General features: G+C 69.4%; 10 protein-coding genes and 1 pseudogene. All 11 read right to left on the bottom strand.

Annotation, left to right across the window (positions count from 1 at the left end; genetic code table 11):
- Window position 1 precedes the first annotated feature (1 nt).
- Window positions 2-6,406, bottom strand: a complete 6,405-nt coding sequence (locus tag A5782_RS04925) for a type I polyketide synthase (protein ID WP_067095959.1) — start codon at window positions 6,404-6,406, stop codon at window positions 2-4.
- Window positions 6,387-12,785, bottom strand: a complete 6,399-nt coding sequence (locus tag A5782_RS04920) for a type I polyketide synthase (RefSeq protein WP_067095957.1) — start codon at window positions 12,783-12,785, stop codon at window positions 6,387-6,389. Before A5782_RS04920 ends, A5782_RS04925 begins: the two co-directional genes overlap by 20 nt.
- 152 nt (window positions 12,786-12,937) lie before the next feature.
- Window positions 12,938-13,999 carry a type III polyketide synthase gene (locus A5782_RS04915; RefSeq protein WP_067095954.1) on the bottom strand — a complete coding sequence of 354 codons (1,062 nt, stop codon included), beginning with the start codon at window positions 13,997-13,999 and terminating at the stop codon, window positions 12,938-12,940.
- 111 nt (window positions 14,000-14,110) lie between these two features.
- Window positions 14,111-15,529: an argininosuccinate lyase gene (argH, locus tag A5782_RS04910; RefSeq protein ID WP_067095951.1), complete on the bottom strand. Its 1,419-nt coding sequence runs from the start codon at window positions 15,527-15,529 to the stop codon at window positions 14,111-14,113.
- Entirely contained in the window at window positions 15,526-16,743 is a 1,218-nt protein-coding gene (locus A5782_RS04905; protein ID WP_067095948.1) for an argininosuccinate synthase, read from the bottom strand. The genes argH and A5782_RS04905 overlap by 4 nt, the downstream gene beginning before the upstream one ends.
- 26 nt (window positions 16,744-16,769) lie before the next feature.
- A complete protein-coding gene (locus tag A5782_RS04900) occupies window positions 16,770-17,264 on the bottom strand; it encodes an arginine repressor (protein ID WP_064953357.1) in 495 nt (164 codons plus the stop codon).
- A complete protein-coding gene (gene argF, locus A5782_RS04895) occupies window positions 17,261-18,187 on the bottom strand; it encodes an ornithine carbamoyltransferase (RefSeq protein WP_067096073.1) in 927 nt (308 codons plus the stop codon). Before argF ends, A5782_RS04900 begins: the two co-directional genes overlap by 4 nt.
- Window positions 18,180-19,439, bottom strand: coding sequence for an acetylornithine transaminase (locus A5782_RS04890; protein ID WP_255360770.1), 1,260 nt, complete (start codon window positions 19,437-19,439; stop codon window positions 18,180-18,182). The genes argF and A5782_RS04890 overlap by 8 nt, the downstream gene beginning before the upstream one ends.
- 40 nt (window positions 19,440-19,479) lie before the next feature.
- Window positions 19,480-20,367, bottom strand: a complete 888-nt coding sequence (gene argB / locus A5782_RS04885) for an acetylglutamate kinase (protein WP_067095945.1) — start codon at window positions 20,365-20,367, stop codon at window positions 19,480-19,482.
- Entirely contained in the window at window positions 20,364-21,578 is a 1,215-nt protein-coding gene (gene argJ, locus A5782_RS04880) for a bifunctional glutamate N-acetyltransferase/amino-acid acetyltransferase ArgJ (protein WP_067095942.1), read from the bottom strand. The genes argB and argJ overlap by 4 nt, the downstream gene beginning before the upstream one ends.
- A 52-nt stretch (window positions 21,579-21,630) precedes the next feature.
- Window positions 21,631-22,690 (bottom strand): annotated as a pseudogene (argC, locus tag A5782_RS04875) (N-acetyl-gamma-glutamyl-phosphate reductase).
- Window positions 22,691-22,714 lie beyond the last annotated feature (24 nt).

Genomic DNA, 22,714 nt, shown 5'->3' with positions numbered 1-22,714 from the left:
GTCAGGGGCCGACTTCGTCGTCGAGAATGGCGAAGAGCTGGCTCTCGGTGGCGGTGGAGATGTCGTCGTCGAACGCGTCCTCGGGGTGTTCCAGATACGGGGTCGGCGGCGGGGCCGTCACCGTGCCCAACAGGCTTTCGAGCCGGGTGACGAGTTGCGCCTTGTCGCCGGCAGTCAGGTCGGGTTGGTTGAGCAGCGCCTGCAGTTCGCGGGCAATGTCGTTGAAGCGGGCCATCCGATCGGGCGGCGTAGTTGCCGCAGTGTTGGAGGTCCCCGAGGTGCTGGTGGCCAGTTGGGTGCCGAGGTGTTCGGCAAGCGCGGCCGGCGTGGGCTGGTCGAAAATCAGCGTGGGCGAAAGGGTGAGCCCGGTGGCGATTTTGAGGCGGTTGCGCAATTCGACGGCGGTCAGGGAATCGAACCCGAGGTCGGCGAACGCGTCGTCGGCGTTGACGTCCGCCGTGCTGTGACCCAATACGGTGGCCGCGTTGCTGCAGACCAATTCCACCAGCTCGCTGTGCCGCTGCTCGGCGGTCATGCCTTCCAGGCGCGCCCGCAGGCCCGTCAGCGACACCATGTCGGTGTGCTCCAACATCCGGCGGGCCGGGCGAGTGGCCAACTGGCCCAGCAACGGCGGCAGCGTGGCGTGGTGGTGCGCCAGCGCGCCCCGGTCGAGTCGGGTGCCCACCACCATGGGGTATTCGCCGACCAACGCGGCGTCCAGTAGCTCCAGCGCTTGCCGGGTGGACAACGCGCTCAGCCCGGCGCGGCTCATCCTGGCCTTGTCACGCTCACCGAGGTGTTGGGTCATCGTCGAGGGTTCTTCCCACATCCCCCAGGCCACCGACAGTCCAGGCAGCCCGCGAGCGTGGCGATGCGCCGCCAAGGCGTCGAGGAAGCTGTTGGCCGCCGCATAGTTCCCTTGGCCCGGCGCGCCCACGATGCCCGCCATGGACGAAAAGGACACGAACGCCGCCAAATCCAGCTCTCGGGTCAGCTCGTGCAGATTCCAGGCTCCGTCGACCTTGGCCCGCAATACCGTATCGATACGCGCGGGCGTCAATGACGCGATCACCGCGTCGTCGAGCACCCCCGCGGCGTGGAACACCGACCGCAATGGGTAGTGCGCCGGTACCTGCGCCAGCACGGCCGCGACCGCGTCCCGGTCGCCGACATCGCAGGCCACCACCGACACCGATGCCCCCGCGTCGCGTAATTCGGCGGCCAGCTCGGTCATGCCGGCGGCGCGGTCACCGCTGCGGCTGACCAGCAGCACATGGGGGACCCGGTGCCGCTCGACGAGGTGCCGGGCCACCGCCGAGCCGGCCATGCCGGTGCCGCCGGTGATCAGCGCGGTGCCGGCGGCCAGCCCGGCGGGGCCGTCCGGCATGGTGAGCACGACCTTGCCGATGTGGCGGGCCTGGCTGACGAACCGGTAGGCGTCGGCGGCGCTGCGCGCGTCAAATGTCTTGACGGGCAACGGCGAAAGGACGCCGCCGGCAAACAATCCCATCAATTCCGCCAGCATCTCGGCGATGCGGTCGGGGCCGGCCTCCATGAGGTCGAACGCGCGATACGCCACCCCGGGATGGGTCCGCGCGACGGCATCCGGGTCACGCAGATCGGTCTTGCCCATTTCGATGAAGCGACCGCCGGGCCCCAGCAGCCGCAGCGACGCATCGTTGAACTCCCCCGCCAGCGAGTTGAGCACCACGTCCATGGCGCCGGCGTTGGCGGCGAATTTCTGCTCGAAGTCCAGCGTGCGAGAATCCGCGATGTGCGCGTCGTCGAATCCCATGGCGCGCAGGGTGTCCCACTTACCGCGGCTGGCGGTGGCGAAAACCTCCGCACCCCAATGCCGGGCCAGCTGTACGGCGGCCATGCCCACCCCGCCGGTGGCGGCGTGCACCAGCACCCGCTGTCCGGCACGCAGCCCGGCCAGCACCGCCAGCCCGTAATAGGCAGTCAAAAACACCACCGGCACGGCCGCGGCCTGAGCCATCGACCAGCCGTGCGGCACCCGGGTCACCAATCGGCGATCGACGACGGCCTCGGAGCCGGCCAGCCCGAAGATCCCCATGACCGCATCCCCGACGGCCACATCGGTCACGCCGGGGCCGAGTTCGGTGACGATTCCGGCACCCTCGGCACCCAGCTGCGCGGCACCCGGATACATGCCCAGGGCCACCAGCACGTCCCGGAAGTTCACGCCGGCCGCGGCCACCGTCGCCCGCACCTGACCGGCTTCCAACGGTGCCGGCGGGCACTCCTGGACGGCCAAGTCCTCGAGCGTTCCGGCGTCGCCGGCGGCCAGCCGCCATACCGACGGGGGCTCGGGCAACCGCAGCAGGGGTCGCTGGGCCGCCGGTTTCAACCGGGCACCGTAGGCCACACCGTCGCGCACCATCAATTGCGGCTCACCGCAACCGATCACCGCGGCGACATCCAGTGTTCCGTCGGTATCGACCAGCATCAGCCGGCCCGGGTGCTCGGCCTGCGCCGAACGCACCAACCCCCACACCGCCGCACCGGCCAGGTCCGCGACGCCGCCGGCGGCCAATCCGACCGCCCCGCGGGTCAGCGCCACCAGCACCCCGGTCGCCTCACCGGCCAGCCAGGACTGCAGCACGCCCAGAGCCTCGTGCGTCGCGGTGTACACCGACGTCACCGTGCCGACCTCCGCGGACGGTGACTCCCATACGGTGATGTCTTCTTTAATGTCGTTGCCCGGCAACGAAACCGGCGACCACGCCACGTCGAGCAACTCGCCGCTACCGTAGCGGGCCGCCACGGCCGCGGTCAACTGGTCGGCCGAGACGGCGCGCGTCACCAGCTCGCGCACCGACAGCACCGGCAGCCCCGACGAGTCAGCGAGCTCGACCGACACCGCACCGGCCCCGGCCGGCGCCAGCCTGACCCGCACCCGCGACGCGCCGGCCGCGTACAGACTCACGCCCTGCCACGAGAACGGCAAGACGGTCTCGATCCGCTCGTCGGCCACCCCGAGCGCATGCAGCGCCGCATCCAGAACCACCGGATGGATGCCGAAGCCGCCGGTCGAGACGCCCGCCTGTTGCGGAAGTTCGACGTCGGCGAAAGTCTCGGTTCCCCGGCGCCACACGGCCCGCAACCCCTGAAAGGCCGGTCCATATCCGTAGCCCCGACCGGCCAAGCCGTCGTACGCGCCGGTCACGTTCACCGCGTCCGCCCCCGGTGGCGGCCACTCCGACAAGTCGGTGGCCGGTGTGGGTGCACCGTCGCTCAGCACGCCTTCGGCGTGTAACACCCAATCGGATTGCACGGCGCGCGAATACACGGCGACGGACCGGGCACCCGTCTCGGCGGCCGCTGCCACCACGACCTGAAGGTGCACGACACCGTTCGCCGGCAGCGAGAGCGGCGCCGACAGCGTCAACTCCTCGATCACCGAGCAGCCGACCTCATCACCGGCCCGCAACGCCAACTCCACGAAGCCGGCCCCCGGGAACAGCACCGTTCCCGCGACCGTGTGGTCGGCCAGCCATGGCTGAGCGGCGACCGAAAGCCGGCCCGTCAACACCACACCGCCGGAATCCGGCCGGTCCACCACCGCACCCAGCAACGCATGCTCGGCCTCGGCCAAACCCAGGCTGGCGATGTTCGCCGAACCCACCGAATCGCTGGGCAACCAAAACCGTCGTCGCACAAAGGCATACGTGGGCAGCTCGACCCGTCGGGCATTCAATTCTGCGAACGCCGCGGCCCAGTGCACGTCGGCGCCGTCGGTGAACAGCTGCCCCGCCGCCCGCAGCAGTGAGTCCACTTCGGGGCGGCCCTTGGCCATGGTCACCACCGACGTCGCCCGGTCGGTGGTCAGGGACTGTTCCACCGCGGACGTCAACGCCGCGCCCGGACCCACCTCCAGAAACACACCGGCGCCCAGGGATTCGGCCAGCTGCACACCCTCGACGAACCGCACCGGCCGGCGCACATGGTCCACCCAGTACGCAACCGAACCATATTCGGGGCCGGCCAGTTGCCCGGTCAGGTTGGACACCAGAGCAATCCGCGGCTCACCGGCCGACACTTCGGCCGCCACCGCCGCGAAGTCCTCCATCATGGGCTCCATCAGTGGCGAGTGAAACGCGTGCGAGACCGCCAGCCGGTGCACCCGTGCGCCGCCAGCGGCCAGCCGGTCCGCGAGCGCCCCCACCGCGGCCTGCTCACCGGAGAGCACCAGCGATTGTGGGCCGTTGACCGCCGCGATGCTCACCGCGCCGTTCAGCAACGGAGCCACCTCGGCCTCGGTCGCGGTCACCGCGACCATCACCCCGCCGGCCGGCAGCCTGGCCATCAGCCGTCCGCGCGCCGACACCAGCCGCGCCGCATCCGACAGCGACAACACCCCGGCCACGCACGCCGCGGCGATCTCGCCCACCGAGTGGCCGATCACCACATCCGGTGTCACACCGAAGGACTGCCACAACGCGGCCAACGCGATCTCCAACACGAACAGCGCCGGTTGCGCGAATTCCGTGCTTTGCAACAACTCCGCGTCCGTGCCCCACATCACCTCACGCAGCGGCAGCCGCGCATGACCGTCCACCGCCGCGACGGCCTCGTCGAAAGCCTGCGCGAACACGGGGAAACGCTCATACAACTGGGCACCCATGCCCAGCGACTGCGAGCCTTGGCCGGGGAAGGCGAACACCCGCTTACCCACCGACCGGGTGCGGCCGACCAGCACGGCCGGGTCCGGACGCCCGGACGCCAGTCCGGCCAACCCCGCCGTCAGGGTCGCACGGTCAGCACCGACCAGCACCGCGCGATGCTCGAAGGCCGCCCGGGTGGTCGCCAGCGCCCAACCCACATCCACCGCGCGCAGCCCCGCGTCGGCGCTCAGCCGGTCTAGCAGCCGTTGCGCCTGACCGGCCAACGCCTCGAGCGATCGAGCCGAAACCACCCACGGGATAACCGAATTGGGCGTCTCAGGCTCGGCCTCGCGCTCGAGTTGGGTTGGAGCCCGCTCGACGATCACGTGCGCGTTGGTGCCGCTGATTCCGAACGACGAGACGCCCGCGCGTCGTATCCCCCCGTGATCCGGCCACGGCTGCGGCTCGGTCAATAGCGAGACCGCACCGGCCGACCAATCCACGTGTGGCGACGGGATGTCCACGTGCAGCGTCTTGGGCATCACCCCGTGCCGAATCGCCTGCACCATCTTGATCACGCCGGCCACCCCCGCCGCCGCCGAGGTATGACCGATGTTGGATTTGATCGACCCCAACCACAGCGGCCGGTCCGCGGGGCGATCCTGCCCGTACGTCGCCAGCAGGGCCTGGGCCTCGATGGGATCGCCGAGCACCGTCCCGGTCCCATGGCCCTCAACCACATCCACGTCCGCGGCCGTCAATCCGGCGTCGGCCAACGCCGCCCGGATGACCCGCTGCTGGGACGGCCCGTTGGGTGCGGTCAAACCATTCGACGCGCCATCCTGATTCACCGCCGTACCACGCAGCACCGCCAAGACCGGATGCCCCAGGCGCCGGGCATCGGCCAACCGCTCCAGCACCAGGACGCCCGCGCCCTCCGACCACGAAGTCCCGTCCGCCGCACCGGCGTACACCTTGCAGCGACCATCGGGGGCCAGCGCACGCTGGCGGCTGAACTCGACGAAGGCCGCGGGGGTGGCCATGACGGTCACGCCACCGGCGAGCGCCAGATCGCATTCCCCGGACCGCAACGACTGCGCGGCCAGATGCATGGAGACCAGCGACGACGAACACGCGGTGTCCACCGATACCGCGGGGCCTTCCAGCCCCAACACATAGGACACGCGGCCCGAGGTCACGCTCAGCGTCGAACCGGTGAGCCCGTAGCCCTCCAGCTCGCCCTTGACTTCGCCGCCATAGCCCGCGTGGATGACGCCGGCGAACACGCCGGTCGCCGAGCCGCGCAGCGCGAATGGGTCAATGCCGGCCCGCTCCAACGCTTCCCAGCTGATTTCCAGCATCATCCGCTGCTGAGGATCCATGGCCAGCGCCTCGCTGGGCCCGATGCCGAAGAACCCGGCGTCGAAGTCGCCGGCGTCCCGCAGGAAGCTGCCCTGCCGGGTGTACATCTTTCCCTTGGTGTCTGGGTCGGGGTCGTACAACCCCTCGAGGTCCCAGCCGCGGTCGGCCGGAAAGTCCGACACCGTGTCGCGGCCCTCGATCACCAGTTGCCACAGGTCTTCTGGCGATTCGACGCCGCCGGCGTAGCGGCAGGCCATGCCCACCACCGCGATCTGCTCGGAACGTTGGCCCTCCAGTTCCGCGACGCGCCGACGGGTCCGCCTGAGATCCGCCGTGAGGCGTTTCAGGTAGTCGACGTGCTGCGCGGTGCCCGGCATCGTTGCTCCTTGTGGGGTATCAGCGGCCGAGTTCTTCATCGAGGATCGCAAAGAGTTGGCTTTCGGTGGCGGCGTCGAGGTCGTCGTCGAGGTGTTCGGAATCGGAAAGATCATTTGACGGAAGCGTCGCGAGCAGGTTCTGAATACGGCCCCGCAGCACCGACTTGTCGTCGGAATTCCAGCCGGGCGCGCCGAGCAACCTCTGAAGTTCGCGGGTGATGTCGTTGAACCGGCCCATCAAGTTCGGCTGATCGTCGGGGTCCTTGCCGGAGGTGCCGGCCAGCTGGGTATCCAGATGCGCGGCCAGCACGGTGGGTGTCGGGTAGTCGAAGATCAGTGTCGGCGAAAGGGTAAGCCCCGTGGCGTTTTTGAGCCGGTTACGCAATTCGACGGCGGTCAGCGAATCAAAGCCGAGCTCCTGGAATGCGCGGGCGTCGTCGATGTCTGCCGGATTGGGCACGCCCAGCACCATCGCCGCGTTGCCGCAGACGAGATCGACCAGCTCACGCTGTCGCGCCTCGGGACTCAGGCCGTGCAGGCGCGCGGAAAGCCCGGTCGTGGACGCGGTGACGTCCGAGTCGTCGATGACGCGCCGGGTCGGGCCGGCGACGAGTTCCCGCAACAGCGGAGGCAGCGCGGCGATGTTGTCGGACAGGGCGGCCCGGTCCACCCGAGCGGCCACCAGCACCGGACTGTCCACCAGCATCGCGGCGTCGAAAGCCGCCAGCGCCTGCTCGGTGGACAGCGGCGCCAGCCCGATCCTGCTCATCCGGGCCTTGTCGCGATCCCCCAGGTGTGCGGTCATCGCCGAGGCCTGCTCCCACAGCCCCCAGGCCAGTGACACGCCGGGCAGTCCGTGGGCACGCCGGTAGGCGGCCAGCGCGTCGAGGAAACTGTTGGCCGCCGCATAGTTGGCCTGACCCGGGGTCCCCACGATTCCGGCCATCGACGAAAACACCACGAACGCCGACAAATCCAGGTGCCGGGTCAGCTCGTGCAAGTTCCAGGCCCCGTCGACCTTGGCGCGCAATACCGCGTCCACCCGGTCCGGGGTCAGCGAAGAGATCAACCCGTCGTCGAGGATGCCCGCCGCATGGATGACGCCGCGCAGCGGATACTGCGCCGGTATCGAGGCCAACATGGCCGATGCCGCGTCGGGGTCGGCGACATCACAGGCCACCACCGACACCTGCGCGCCGGCGGCCTGCAGGCCGGCCACCAACTCGGTGACCCCGGGAGCCCGGTCGCCGGCCCGGCTGACCAACACCACGTGCGCCGCCCGGTAACGGCCGACGAGGTGGCGGGCCAGCGCCGAACCGGCCATACCGGTGCCACCGGTGATCACCACGCTGGCCCCCGCAAGCCCACCGCCGCACCCGCTGAGCACCTCACCGGGCCCCGACGGGACCGTCAGAGCGACCTTGCCGATATGACGTGCCTGGCTGACGTAGCGATAGGCCGCCGAGGCGCATCGGACATCAAAGGCCTTCAGCGGCAACGGTGTCAGGACTCCGTCCGCCAACAATCCCACGATCTCGGCCAGCATCGCCGCGATACGGTCGGGTCCTGCCTCCAAAAGGTCGAACGCCCGATATTCGGCGCCCCGATAGTCATCGGCGATGACACGCGGATCGCGCACGTCGGTCTTGCCCATCTCGATGAATCGCCCACCGGGAGCCAGCAACCGCAACGACGCGTCGGTGAACTCGCCGGCCAGGGAATTGAGCACAACGTCGAACCCGGCCCCGCCGGTGGCCGACAAGAATTTCGCCCCGAACTCCGTCGTTCGCGAATCGCCCATGTGGTCGTCGTGAAATCCCATCGCGCGCAAGGTATCCCACTTGCCACGGCTGGCGGTGACGAACACCTCGGCACCCCAATGCCGTGCCAGCTGCACCGCGGCCATGCCGACTCCGCCAGTGGCGGTGTGCACCAATACCCGCTCGCCGGCCCGAAGCCCGCCCAACACCGACAGCCCGTAGAGCGCCGTCAGGAACACCACCGGCACCCCCGCGGCGGCAACCAGCGACAGCCCCGGCGGCACCGGTGTCACCATTCGCTGATCCACCACCGCTTCGGAAGCCACAACCCCGAGCAACCCCATCACCGCATCCCCGACCGCCAGTCCGGTCACGTCGGGCCCCACCTCGACGACCACGCCGGAACCCTCGGCACCCAGCCGGCCACCGCCGGGATACATCCCCAGTGCCACCAGGACATCGCGGAAGTTGACCCCGACCCCGGCCACCTCCACCCGCACCTGCCCCGCGCTCAATTGCACTCGCGGGCACGGGCTCACGACGAGGTTCTCCAGCGTGCCCTCGCCGCCCGCATCCAACCGCCAACCCGCGGCAGGCAACCGCACAACGGAGGCCGAGGGCACCGGCCGCAACCGCGCCGCATACGCCACACCCTGGCGAACCACCACTTGCGGCTCGCCACAACCGATTACCGTGTCGACATCGACCGAGCCATCGGAGTCGATCAGCACCATCCGGCCCGGGTGCTCGGCTTGCGCCGACCGCACCAGGCCCCACACCGCGGCCCCGGCCAGGTCGCAAACATCTTCACCGGCAAGGGCTACCGCCCCGCGCGTCTGCACGGCCAGCACCCCGGCGCTCTCCTCGCCCAACCAGGATTGCAACACCGCCAATATCTCGGTGGCGGCGGCGTGCACGGACTTCACCACGTCGCCACCATGATCGCCCGGCTTCCACAACGTCGCGTCGGCACCACCGTCGCCGCTGCCCAGTGAAATCGGCGACCAGGTCACGTCCAGCAATCCCTCGGCAAGCGATCGCTGCGCGGGGGCCGCGACCGTCAACTGCTCGAGCGCGACCGGGCGCATGGCCAACGATCGCACCGAAAGCACCGGCAGTCCCGCCCCGTCGGCCAATTCCACCGACACCGCGCCGGCGCCGGCCGGCGCAATCCGGACCCGCGCCCGCGAAGCACCCGATGCATGCAGCGACACGCCCTGCCAGGAGAACGGCAACACGGTCTGGTCGTGCTCGTGGGCGACGCCGATCGCGTGCAGCGCGGCGTCCAGCAGCACGGGATGGATTCCGAAGCCGGCGTCCTGGGCGGCGGCCTCGTCGGGCACGGCGATCTCGGCGAAAATCTCGTCCCCACGCTGCCACATCGCCAGCAAACCTTGGAAAGCGCCGCCATATTCGTAGCCACGCTGCGCCAGCCGCGCGTAGGCGCCGGCGACGTCGACCGCGGTCGCCCCGACGGGCGGCCAGATCGAGAAGTCCGCGACCGGTGTCACCGTGCCCGGTCGCAACACGCCCTCGGCGTGCAACACCCACTCCGAGTCCGGCTGCGCCCCGGCCGAATACACCGACAGCCGCCGGTGTCCCGACCCATCGGCGGCGCCGACCACCAGCTGCACCCGTATCGCCTCGGCCGCGGAAAGCAGCAACGGGGCCGACAGAGTCAGCTCCTCGAGCACCCCGCAACCGACCTCATCGCCCGCGCGGATGGCCAATTCGACGAATCCCGCCCCCGGGAACAACACCGTCTCGCCCACCGCGTGATCGGCCAGCCAGGGGTGGGCTGCCGTCGACAACCGGCCCATCAGCACCACGCCGCCGGAATCGGGCCGCGGCAGCACCGCACCGAGCAGCCCGTGATCGGCACCGGCCAGGCCCAGGGTTGCGACGTCTTGCGAACCGGTCGATCCGCCCGGAAGCCAAAAGTGTTGCCGGACGAACCCATATGTCGGCAGGTCGACCGGGCGGCCGCCGAGGCCGGCCATGGCGGCGCGCCAGTCCACTCCCACGCCCGCGACGTGCGCCTGGGCGGCGGAAAGCCAGAAGCGGTCCAGGCCACCGTCATCGCGGCCCAGCGACGGGATGACACACGCCTGCTCGCCGGCGGGCATGGTTTCCTCGATGGCGGCCATCAGCACCGGATGCGGACTGGATTCGATGAACACCTGATAGCCCGCATCGCACGCACTGCGTACCGCCCGCTCGAATTGCACCGTGCGGCGGATGCTTTGGAACCAGTAGTCAGCGTTCAGCCCCGCGGTGTCCATCGGCTCGCCGGTCACCGTCGAGAAGAAGGCGACCGCGGACGACCGCGGCGCGAGGCCCTCGAGCGCGTCGGCAAGGGACTCGCGAATCGCCTCGACCTGTGCGGAATGCGAGGCGTAGTCGACGTCGATCTTGCGGGCTCGAATGTCGGCGGCTTCGCACCGTTGCATCAGTTCCGTCAGCGCGTCCACCTCGCCCGACACCACCACCGCCGAAAGACCGTTGACGGTAGCGATATTCAATCGCTCACCCCAGCCGTCGATGAGCTGCTCGGCGCGCGGCAGACTGCATGCCAACGAGACCATGCCGCCGCGGCCCGACAATTGCACCAGTAGCCGGCTGCGCAACGCGACCACCCGGGCGGCGTCGTCCAGCGACAGCGCCCCCGCCACATAGGCCGCCGCGATCTCGCCCTGTGAATGGCCCATCACCGCATCGGGCGTCACGCCCACCGAGCGCCACAATTCGGCCAGCGACACCATCACCGCCCACAGCGCCGGCTGCACCACGTCCACCCGGTCCAATCCGGGTGCGCCCGGGACGCCGCGGATGACGTCGATCAGCGACCAGTCGACATGTTCGGCGAGCGCCTTGTCGCAGCGCTGCAGGTGTTCGGCGAAAATCGTTGAACTGTCCAGCAATTGGGCGCCCATGCCGGCCCATTGCGAGCCCTGACCGGGAAACACGAACACCGTCTTGCCCACCGGCCGCGCCCGGCCCACCACCAAGGCGGCGGCCTGCTCACCGGCCGCCAATGCCGCCAACCCACGCAGCAACTGCGCGCCGTCGGCACCCACGATCACCGCCCGGTGCTCGAAGCGCGACCGCGTCACTATCAGCGACCAGCCCACGTCGAGCACCCGCACACCGGGATCGGCCTTCACCCGGGCCAGCAGCCGCGCCGCCTGGTTCGCCAGCGCTTCACCCGAGCGGGCCGAGAGCACCCACGGCACCACCACGTCATCGCCTGAGGGCGCGGCGTTTTCCGGCTCCGCAGCGTACTGCTCCACGATGACGTGCGCGTTGGTGCCGCTGATCCCGAAAGACGAGACACCCGCGCGACGCGGCCGGTCCACTACCGGCCAGGGCCGCTGTTCGGTCAGCAGCGACACCGCCCCGGCGGTCCAATCCACGTGCGGCGTCGGCTCATCCACGTGCAACGTCTTGGGCATCACCCCGTGACGAATCGCCTGCACCACCTTGATCACTCCGCCGGCGCCCGCGGCGGCCGAAGTATGACCCATGTTCGATTTGATCGACCCCAGCCACAGCGGCTCATCCGCCGGCCGGTCCTGCCCGTAGGTGGCCAGAACCGCTTGGGCCTCAATGGGATCCCCGAGCGTGGTCCCCGTCCCATGGCCCTCGACCAGATCCACATCGGCAGTGCCCAGCCGTGCATTGGCCAGCGCCGCCCAAATCACCCGTTGCTGCGACGGCCCGTTGGGCGTCGCCAGGCCGTTGGACGCGCCGTCCTGATTCACCGCGGATCCGCGCACCACCGCCAGCACCGAATGCCCATGCCGCCGGGCATCGGCCAGTCGTTCCAGAACCAGCACACCGACGCCCTCGGAAAACCCGGTGCCGTCGGCGGCTCCCGAGTACGCCTTGCATCGACCGTCGGCGGCCAGCGCGCGCTGGCGGCTGAACTCGATGAACATCGCCGGCGTGGCCATCACCGTGACGCCCCCGGCCAGTGCCAGATCGCACTCGCCGGAACGCAACGACTGCGCCGCCAAATGCAGGGCCACCAACGACGACGAACACGCCGTGTCAACCGAGACGGCCGGACCTTCGAATCCCAGCGAATACGCCACCCGCCCCGAGGCCACACTCAGCGTCGAGCCACGCAGGCCGTATCGCTCCAGGTGCCCCGGCACCCGTCCCTGACCCCCGTAGGAGCCATGGAAAATCCCGGCGAACACACCGGTCGCCGAGTTGCGCAGGGTGGCAGGGTCAATTCCGGCCCGCTCCAACGCCTCCCAGGACACCTCGAGCAGCAAGCGCTGTTGCGGGTCCATCGCCAGCGCCTCGCTGGGTGCGATGCCGAAGAACGCGGCATCGAAATCGGCTACATCCGAGAGGAACCCGCCGCACCGCGCGTACGACTTGCCCACCGCGTCGGGATCCGCGTCGAACAGACCCGTCAGGTCCCAGCCGCGGTCCGCGGGAAACTCCGAGACCACATCGCGGCCCTCAACCACCATCTGCCACAAAGCCTCTGGCGAATTCACGCCGCCCGGGTACCGGCAGCCCATGCCCACCACCGCCACCGGTTCGGTCGCGCTAGCCAGGTACTGGCGGTTCTCGCGCTTGAGCCGCTCGTTTTCTTTCAGCGATTGGCGAAGAGCCTTGATCAGCTCTTCGGTGTTGCCGTTCATCGAAGGCGGCCTCTCGTGTCACTCACAGCGATCCCTCCGCAATGGTCCTTTCCACGCCGACCGGGATCCCACCGCCACAAACTCTTCCAAGCCCCAATTTCAAGCTCAAAAAGCAACGCCTTACGGTCGGAACGGAAGTGCACGGGCAAGGATCAATGCCAACGCAACAACACCAGTTCGGAACAAAATCCTGGACCCATTGCGAGCATCAAACCGGGGCTTCCGCTCGGCGGCGGCTTGGCCATGGTGTCGCGCAGCACATGCAACACCGACGCCGAGGAGAGGTTGCCGATCTCGCCGAGTGAACGCCAGGTGAGTTCGAGGGCCTCCGGCGGCAGGCTGAGCGCCGCGTTGATCGCCTCGATGACCTTGGGGCCACCGGGATGGCTCACGAACGCGCCGATGTCGGCCGTGGTCAACCCGTGCGCCCCCAGGAATTGGGTGACATCGTCTTCGAGGTATTGCTCCACCACAGCCCCGACGTCCTTGGACAGAACCAGCTCGAAGCCTCCTGCGCGCACGTCGAAGCCCATGGTGCGCAGCGAATCGGGATACAGATGGCTGCGCGAATCCAGGATGCTGGGTCCGCTGGCCACCAGCTGTTCGGCGCGCCGGTCGCCGACGGCCACCACCGCCGCGGCGCCGTCGGCGAACAGGGCGCTGCCGACCATGCCGGCCAGCGACGGCGTGTATCCCGGATAGGTCAGCGAGCAGAGCTCGACGGAGATCAGGGCGGCCACGGCGTCCGGTGCGCCGCGCAGGTAGTCGTTCACGCGAGCCACACCCGCGGCCCCGGCCACGCAGCCCAGCCCGAACAGCGGCATCCGTCGCACATCGTCGCGCAGGCCCAGCTTCGCGGCGATGCGGGCGTCCACGGAGGGCACCGCCAGTCCGGTGACGGTGGTGGTGATGAGCACGTCGACGTCTTGCGGCCGCAGTCCCGCCTCGTCGAGCGCGCCGGCAAGCGCTTCACAGCCCAGCTTCACGGCGTGTTCGGTGAAGATCCGGTTCGCCAAGCCGAAGTCGTTCAGCGCGGGGTATTGCTCCAGCGGTAACACGAGGTGACGGCTACCGACTTTGGCGCTGGCATGCAACTGCCGGACGACCTCCTCGTAGCCCTCGAACTCCGGGATGCTGACGAAGAAGTCGGTGAGCTCACGCTGGGAGTATCGGTGCGGCGGTAACGCACCGAAGACGCCGGCGACGACGCTCATTGTTCTCCCACCCCTTGGTGACGAGGACCCGGTCCGTGACGTTCAACCGAATCGCTTTGAGCCCGAAGTCTAGTCTGCATGTCACGGCCCGTCAGGGAAAATAACCTCATCTCAACCGCCACCGCCCAGTCGGCTTTTGAGCCGTTCGGCGCTGGCCAGGACGGTGTCGATCTGCTCGGCGACCCGAACCGGCGCGGTGCCACCCCGCGCGTCGCGCGAGGACACCGAGCCCTCGATCGTCAAAACCTCACGGACCTGTGGCGTGAGGTCGGGGCTGATGGCGGCCAACTCGTCGTCGGTCAGCTCGTCGAGTCCGACGGCCCGCTGCTCGGCGGCGCGCACCGCGGCCCCGGCGGCCTCGTGCGCGGACCGGAACGGCACGCCCTGGCGCACCAGCCATTCGGCGATATCGGTGGCCAGCGTGTAGCCGGCCGGCGCCAGGGCGGCCATCCGCTCGACGTGGAAGGTCAGGCTCCCCACGAGCCCGGCCATCGCCGGCAGCACCAGCTCCAGCTGGGCGACCGAATCGAACACCGGCTCTTTGTCTTCTTGCAGGTCACGGTTGTAGGCGAGCGGCTGGGCCTTCAGCGTGGCCAGCAGACCGGTCAGATTCCCGATCAGCCGGCCGGACTTGCCGCGCGCCAGCTCGGCGATGTCGGGGTTCTTTTTCTGCGGCATGATCGAGCTGCCCGTCGACCACGAGTCGTGCAGGGTGACGTAGCCGAATTCCGTCGAGCTCCACAGGATGATGTCCTCGGCCAGCCGGGACAGGTCGACCCCGATCATGGCGAACACGAACGCGGCCTCCGCCGCGAAATCCCGGGATGCGGTCGCGTCGATGGAGTTGTCGGCGGCCGCGGTGAAACCCAGCTCCGCGGCGATCGCGTCGGGGTCCAGCCCCAGCGACGACCCGGCCAGCGCGCCCGAGCCGTACGGGGACACCCCGGCGCGCCGGTCGAAGTCGACGATCCGGTCGACGTCGCGCAGCAGCGGGTGGGCGTGCGCCAACAGGTGGTGGGCCAGCAGCACCGGTTGGGCGGACTGCAGATGCGTCTTGCCTGGCATGATGGCACGGGGGTGGGCGGCGGCCTGGGCGGCCAGCGCGCCGACGACGTCCAGCGCGCCGGCCGCGACCCGGCGCACCGCGTCGCGCAGCCACATCCGGAACAGGGTGGCCACCTGGTCGTTGCGTGACCGGCCGGCCCGCAGCCGCCCGCCCAGGTCGGGCCCGACCCGGTCGATCAGTCCGCGTTCCAGCGCCCCGTGCACGTCCTCATCGGTGACCAGTGGCGAGAAGCTGCCGTCGGCGACGTCCTCGGCGAGCTGGTCCAAGCCGGCCAGCAGCCCGTCGCGTTGCTCTTCGTTGAGCAGCCCGGCGCGGAACAGGATCACGGTGTGCGCCCGCGAGGCGACGATGTCGTAGGGCGCCAGCACCCAGTCGAAGTGGGTGGACTTGCTCAGTGCGGCCAGCGCATCCGACGGGCCATCGGCGAATCGCCCGCCCCACAGCGAACCCTCGCGAGTGCTCACGCTTGGGCCGGGCCGGTTAAATTCTGGTCCCGGCGAGACGCGATCTTGGACGACAGTCCGTGCACGTAGACGAAACCCTTTGCGGCCGACTGGTCGAAGCTGTCACCCTCGTCGTAGGTCGCCAGGTTGAAGTCGTACAGGGATTCGGCGCTGCGACGGCCGTTGACCGCAATGTGGCCGCCGTGCAACACCATTCGCACTTCACCCGTTACGTGTTCCTGGGTCTTGGCGACGAAGCTCTCCAGCGCGTCCTTGAGCGGTGAATACCACAGTCCGTCGTAAACCAGCTCGGCCCAACGCTGGTCGGTGTGCCGCTTGAACCGGCCCAGTTCGCGCTCGAGCGTGACGTGTTCGAGCTCGGTGTGCGCGGTGATGAGCACCATGGCGCCGGGTGCCTCGTAGATCTCGCGGCTCTTGATGCCCACCAACCGGTCCTCGACGACGTCGAGCCGGCCGACGCCCTGGGCGCCGGCGCGGGTGTTGAGTTCCTCGATGGCGCCCAGCACCGACACTTTCTTACCGTCGATCGTCACCGGCACGCCGCGCTCGAATCCGACGATCACCTCGTCGGGAGTGCTCCAGTTCAGCGTGGGATCCTCGGTGTAGGCGTAGACGTCCTTGGTGGGGGCGTTCCAAAGGTGTTCCAGGAACCCGGTTTCCACCGCGCGACCCCATACGTTCTGGTCGATGGAGAACGGCGAGCGCTTGGTGACGTTGATCGGGATGGCGTTCTCTTCGGCGAACGCGATCGCCTTCTCCCGCGTCCAGGCGTAATCGCGGACCGGCGCCAGCACCTCGAGATCGGGTGCCAGCGAACCGAATCCGACCTCGAACCGGACCTGGTCGTTGCCCTTGCCGGTGCAGCCGTGCGCGACGATGCTGCCGCCGTGCTCGCGGGCCGCCGCCACCAGGTGCTTGACGATCAGCGGCCGGCTGATCGCCGACACCAGCGGGTAGCGGTCCATATAGAGGGCGTTGGACAGGATCGTGGGCAGGCAGTAACCCTCGGCGAACTCGTCGCGGGCATCGACGACGACGGCTTCCACCGCGCCGCAGTCCAGGGCCCGCTGGCGAATGACCTCCATGTCTTCGCCGCCCTGACCGAGGTCGATCGCCACCGCTACGACCTCACGGCCGGTCTCCTTGCCGATCCAGCTGATGGCCACCGAGGTGTCCAGACCGCCGGAATACGCCAGGATGACGCGTTCTGACATGAACCAATCTCCTTAGGTTGAAACGCTTACGTGAGTTTTTCCAAAGTGGTGGCCAGCTCGGCGCCGGTCATCGGCTCTCGAGCGGCCACGAAGACGGTGTCGTCGCCGGCGATGGTGCCGACGACGTACGGAAGCGCCGCGCGGTCGATCGCGCTGGCCAAATAGTCGGCGGCGCCGGGCGGGGTGCGCAACACCGCGAGGTTGGCGCTGGCGTCAGCCGACACCAGCAGTTCGCTCAGCAGCCGGGACAGCCGTGCTGTGCCGCCGGATACCCCGCGCACCGGGTTGCCGTCCTCGGGAACCATGTAGACGCCGACGCCGCCGTCGGCGCCCCGCAGCTTCACCGCGCCCAGTTCTTCCAGGTCCCGCGACAAGGTGGCCTGGGTGACGTCGATGCCCTCGTCGGCCAACAGCGCCGCCAGTTCGGATTGGCTGCGCACCTCGGCCGACGACAGGATCGCCACGATGCGGGCCTGGCGGCCGGCCCGGGTGGTTTCGGGTGTGGTCTTGCTGCGAGTCATCGCGACCGCTCCAGCAACCACGCCAGCAGCGCCTTTTGGGCGTGCAACCGGTTTTCGGCCTCGTCCCAGACCACGCTGGCCGGCCCGTCCATCACCTCGTCGGTAATCTCCTCGCCGCGGTGAGCCGGAAGGCAATGCAGCACAATGGCTTCCTGATCGGCCAGGGACAGCAGGCGGGCGTTGACCTGGTAGGGCCGAAACGGTGTGAGGCGGTCCAGCCCGTCGTTCTCCTGCCCCATCGACGTCCAGGTGTCGGTGACCAGGACGTCGGCGCCGCGCGCGGCCGCGTCGGCGTCGGCGGTGACGGTGACCGAGGCACCGGTGTCCTCGGCGCGCCGCCGGGCCGCCGCTACGAACGCCGGGTCGGGGGCGAAGCCGTCGGGGGCGGCGATCGTGACGTGGATGCCGGCCGTGACCCCGCCCAGCATCAGCGAGTGCGCCATGTTGTTGGCGCCGTCGCCGAAGTAGGTCATACGCAAGCCGCCCAGCGACCCCTTGCGCTCGGCGATGGTCTGCAGGTCGGCGAGCACCTGGCAGGGATGGAATTCGTCGGAGAGCGCATTGACCACCGGCACCGTCGCGGTAGCGGCCATCGCCTCGAGGCGCTCCTGCCCGAACGTGCGCCAGACGATGGCGTCGACATAGCGCGACAGCACCCGCGCCGTGTCCTCCAGGGTTTCGTCGCGGCCCAGCTGCGTGCTGCGGGCGTCGACGACGACGGCGTGCCCGCCGAGTTGGGCGATGCCCACCTCGAACGAGAACCGGGTGCGGGTGGAGTTCTTGTCGAACAGGACCGCGACCCCGCGAGGGCCCTCCAGCGGACGGGCGCCCAGCGGGTCCTTCTTCAGTTCGGCGGCCAGCTGGAGCACCTCGGCCTGTTCGGTGGGTGAGAGGTCGTCGTCGCGCAGGAAATGCTTAACCATCTGCGCCACTCCTCATCGCTTGGCTCTGCATCGTCGCTGGCGGGCCATGTGTGGCTCCCGCCGTATCGAGGATCCCCGGCAGCGCGGCGACGAAGCCGTCGAGCTGGGCTTCGGTGATGATCAGCGGCGGCGCCAGCCGGATGAGGTCGGGTGCGGCCGCATTCACCAGGAACCCGGCCCCGCGTGCCGCCGCTTCGGCGTCCTTGGCCCGCGGCACGGTGAGCGCCACACCGCAGAGCAGTCCGCGGCCCCGCACGTGGTCGATCAGCGGGTGGTCGAGCGCCTCGATGCCGTGACGTAACGACTTGCCCAGCACCTCGGCGTGGCGGACGAGGTTCTGCTCGGCCAGCACCCGCAGGACCGCGAGCGCCGCCGCGGCGCAGATCGGGTTGCCGCCGAACGTGCTGCCGTGCAGGCCGGGCGTCATCAGGTCGGCGGCCGGCCCGATGGCCAGGCAGGCACCGATGGGCAGGCCGCCGCCGAGTCCCTTGGCCAGCGTCACCACGTCCGGGATGATGCCGTCGTGCTGATGGGCGAAAAACGTTCCGGTGCGGCCCATCCCGGTCTGCACCTCGTCGAGCACCAGCAGCGCCCCGTGCCGCGCGGTGATGTCGCGTGCGGCGACGAGGTATCCCTCGGGCGGGACGACGACGCCGCTCTCCCCCATGATCGGTTCCAAAAACACGGCGGCGGTGGCGTCGTCGACCGCGGCGGCCAGTGCTTCGGTGTCGCCGTAGGGCACGTGTGTGACGTCGCCGGGTAGCGGCGCGAACGGCGCCTGCTTGCTCGGCTGACCGGTCAACGCCAGCGAGCCCATGGTCCGGCCGTGGAAAGCCTCTTGTGCGGCAACCAGTTTGGTGCGCCCAGTCAGCCGCGACAGCTTGAACGCCACCTCGTTGGCCTCGGTCCCGGAGTTGCAGAAGAACACCCGCGCCGCGCTGCCCGATTCGGTACCGGCGCCCAGCAGCGCGACGAGTTCCTCGGCCAGCGCGAGACCCGGTTCGGTGGCATACAGGTTCGAGGTGTGGCCCAGCGTCGACATCTGCTGGGTGACGGCCTCGATGATCGCGGGATGGCGATGACCCAGCACGTTGACCGCGATGCCGCCGAGCAGGTCGAGATAGGTGTTGCCGTCCACGTCGGTCACCACGGCGCCGTCGCCGCTGGCCAGGGCCATCGGCGGGGTGCCGTAGTTGTTCATCATCACCGCTTCCCAGCGGGTCTTCATGTCCTGCGTGCGCGTCTCAATCAACGGTGCCGCTCCTCCCCATCGCTGCGCTGCATCGTCGCCATCACGCGCTCATCACCTTGGTGCCGGTGCCCGCATCGGTGAAAAGCTCCACCAGCACACAGTGTTCGACGCGCCCGTCGATGACGTGCGCGCTGGGCACGCCCGCGGTCACGGCCCGCAGACACGCTTCGACTTTGGGAATCATGCCCGCCTCCAGCGTCGGTAGTAGTTGCGACAGTGTGGCAGTGTCGATTTCGCTGACCAGCGACTCGCGATCCGGCCAACTCGTGAACAGGCCTTCGACATCGGTGAGCACCAACAGCTTCTCGGCGCGCAGCGCCTCGGCCAGCGCCGCCGCGGCGGTGTCGGCGTTGATGTTGTGCACCACGCCCTCGGCATCTGGAGCCAGCGTCGACACCACCGGAATACGGCGCGCGGCAATCAGATCCAGTACCGCGGCGGTGTTGACCCGTTCGACGTCGCCCACCAGGCCGATGTCGGTGGCCACGCCGTCCACGGTGACGCTGCGCCGCACGGCGGTGAACAGCTGCGCGTCCTCGCCGGTGATACCGACGGCGTACGGCCCGTGCGCGTTGATCAGGTTGACCAGTTCGCGGCCGACCTGGCCGAACAACACCATCCGCGCCACGTCGAGCACTTCGGGTGTGGTGACCCGGAATCCGCCCTTGAAGTCGCCGGGGATGTTGAGCCGGCGCAGCATCGCGGTGATCTGCGGACCGCCCCCGTGCACGACGACGGGATGAACGCCGCAGTTACGCAGAAACGCCATGTCGGCGGCGAAGGCGTGCCGCAGCGTGTCGTCGGTCATGGCGTTGCCGCCGTACTTGATGACGACGATCTTGCCGTGCAGCTGCTTGAGCCACGGCAGGGCTTCGGCGAGCACCTCCGCCTTGACCGCGGTGGACAACCCTTCCGTTGCGCGGCTCATGAGCTGTAAGCCGAATTCTCTTCGACGTAACCGTGCGACAGGTCGGTGGTACGGATGGTGGCCCGGCCATCACCGAGCCGCAGATCGACCGTGATATCGATGTCGGCTCCCGAGAGATCCACCTCACGCGCACCCGGCGCCGGAACCCCATCGGCGAAGACGGTGAAACCGTTGAACGACACAATGATCCGGTCGGGGTCCAGGGCGATGGGCGCCATCCCGACGGCGGCGAGCACCCGGCCCCAGTTGGGGTCCGAGCCGAACACCGCCGTCTTGACCAGGCTGTCGCGGGCGATCGTCCGGGCGGCCACCAGGGCGTCGTCCTCGGAGGCCGCCCCCAGCACGGTGACGTTCACCCGCTTGGTGACGCCCTCGGCGTCGGCTTGCAGCTGAGCGCAGAGGTCGTCGCAGACCCGCAGCACGGCGTCGTCGAGGTCGGCCTGGCTGGGCGCGATTCCGCTGGCCCCCGACGTCAGCAGCAGCACCGTGTCGTTGGTCGAGCAGGCGCCGTCGATGTCGAGCCGGTCGAAGGTGCGGGCGCTGGCATGGCGCAGTGCGGAGTCCAGGGCCGCGGCGTCGACGGCCGCGTCGGTGGTGAGCACGCAGAGCATCGTTGCCAGCGACGGCGCGAGCATGCCGGCGCCCTTGGCCATCCCGCCGACCGTCCAGTTGTTCGGATGGTGCAGCGCAACCTGTTTGGGCACGGTGTCGGTGGTCATGATCGCCTGAGCCGCCTCGTCACCGCCGGACAGACCGCCCGCCATGTCCTGCACGATCGTGCGCACGCCGGCGAGGACCCGGTCCATCGGTAACCGGTCACCGATCAACCCGGTGGAGCACACCGCGACCTCGACGGCCCCGGTCTCGGTTCCCCAGTCCGACAGCGCGGCCGCGACGGCCTCGGCGGTGGCGTGGGTGTCCTGGAACCCGCCCGGTCCGGTGCAGGCGTTGGCGCCGCCGGAGTTCAGGATCACCGCGCGCAATGCGCCGGTGCTCAGCACCTGCTGGCTCCACAGCACCGGCGCGGCTTTGACCTTGTTGCGGGTGAACACCCCGGCCGCCGCGTAGTCGGGGCCTTCGTTGAAGACCAGCGCCAGATCGCGGTTGCCCGACGCCTTGATACCGGCCGCGATGCCGGCGGCCCGGAATCCGGCCGGCGCCGTGACACCCTGTTCGCGCAGCAACCGCGCCTCAGCGGCAGTCCTCGTCATGGCGCCACTCCTGCGATCCCGGCTACGCCGGCATCATCGTCGCCGGCGCGCGTCATGGCGCCACCCCGATCACCGAAAGGCCTTCGGTCTCCGGCCAACCCAGTGCCAGGTTCATCGACTGCACGGCGGCACCGGCGGTTCCCTTGACCAGGTTGTCGATCGCGGCGATCGCGACGAACGTACTGGCCGCCTCGTCCACCGCGACGGCGATGTGCGCCGCGTTGCTGCCGATCACCGCGCCGGTGCGGGGCAGTTGCCCCTCCGGCATCAGGTAAATGAATGGTTCTGCGTGGTAAGCCTTTTCGTAGGCCTCCCGCAGTTGCGACAGCGGCGACCGGGTGCGCGCGGTGCAGGTCGCCAGGATGCCGCGGGATGTCGGGATGAGCACCGGGGTGAACGATACGGTGAGGTCGTGGCCGCTAACACCCCCCAGGCCCTGGGCGATCTCGGGGGTGTGCCGGTGCGCCCCGGCGATGTTGTAGGCCCGCGCCGATCCGATGACCTCCGCGCCCAGCAGGTCGGTCTTGGCGGCCCGGCCGGCCCCGGATGTGCCGCTGACGGCGACCACGGTGACGGCGGGCTCGATGAGGTCCTCGGCCACCGCGGGCAGCAATGCCAGTAATGCCGCGGTCGGGTAGCAGCCCGGAACCGCGATCCGACGCGCGCCGCGCAGGCGCTCGCGCGCCCCGGGGAGCTCCGGCAGCCCGTACGGCCAGCTGCCGGCGTGCGGGGATCCGTAGAACCGCTCCCACGCGGCCGCGTCGGTGAGCCGGAAGTCGGCACCGCAGTCGATGATCAGGGTGTCAGGGCCGAGCTGTTCGGCCAGCGCGGCCGAATGACCGTGCGGCAAGGCCAGGAACACCACATCGTGACCGGCGAGCACGGCGAGCTCGGTCGGCTCGACCACGCGCTGGGCCAGCGGTGTCAGGTGCGGGTGATGCTCACCGAGCACGCTGCCGGCGCTGGCGGCGGCGGTCACCGCGCCGATCGTCAGGCGCCCGTGCGCGTAGGCCGGATGTCCGAGCAGCAGGCGTAGGATTTCACCGCCCGCGTAGCCGCTGGCACCGGCAACCGCCACCTTCATTCCTTCGGCCATTCCGCCGATTCTGCATGGTTATGCAGTGCTTTGCAAATCC

This window comes from Mycobacterium sp. 852002-40037_SCH5390672, from assembly GCF_001665875.1.
In the GTDB taxonomy this organism is placed as follows: domain Bacteria; phylum Actinomycetota; class Actinomycetes; order Mycobacteriales; family Mycobacteriaceae; genus Mycobacterium.
The sequence above is the reverse complement of the archived record's forward strand: the minus strand, read 5'-3'. Positions and strand labels throughout refer to the sequence as shown.